The organism is Nocardioides sp. SRI_004 (genome assembly GCF_057586415.1).
The window spans coordinates 1-473 of record NZ_JBYCZV010000041.1; the positions used below are offsets into that span (position 1 = coordinate 1).

Annotated in this window: 1 protein-coding gene; it reads right to left on the reverse strand. The window is 67.4% G+C overall.

Annotation, left to right across the window (positions count from 1 at the left end):
• Positions 1–473: AMP-binding protein (locus AC2YHB_RS25620; protein WP_487354879.1), on the reverse strand; the 473-nt coding region annotated here is incomplete at both ends.

Genomic DNA, 473 nt, shown 5'->3' on the forward strand with positions numbered 1-473 from the left:
GCGGTACCAGATGTAGGCCTCGGGGTTGATCGGCTCGCCGACCGAGCCGAGGATCCGCAGCGACGACATGTCGAACTTGTCGGGCACCTCGTGGCCCTGCTTCATGAACGACCGGATCGCGGTCGGGGCCGTGTAGAAGAGCGTGACGCCGTAGTCCTGGATGATCTTCCACCAGCGGCCCGGCTCGGGGGAGTCGGGCGTGCCCTCGTAGAGCACCTGCGTGACGCCGTTGGCGAGCGGTCCGTAGACGATGTAGGAGTGGCCGGTGACCCAGCCGATGTCGGCGGTGCACCAGTAGACGTCGGTGTCCGGCTTGAGGTCGAAGACCGCGTTGTGCGTGTACGACGCCCCGGTCAGGTAGCCCCCGGTGGTGTGCAGGATGCCCTTGGGCTTGCCGGTCGTGCCGGAGGTGTACATGACGTAGAGCGGGTGCTCGGCGTCGAAGGCCTCGGGGGTGTGCTCGGTGGAGGCGC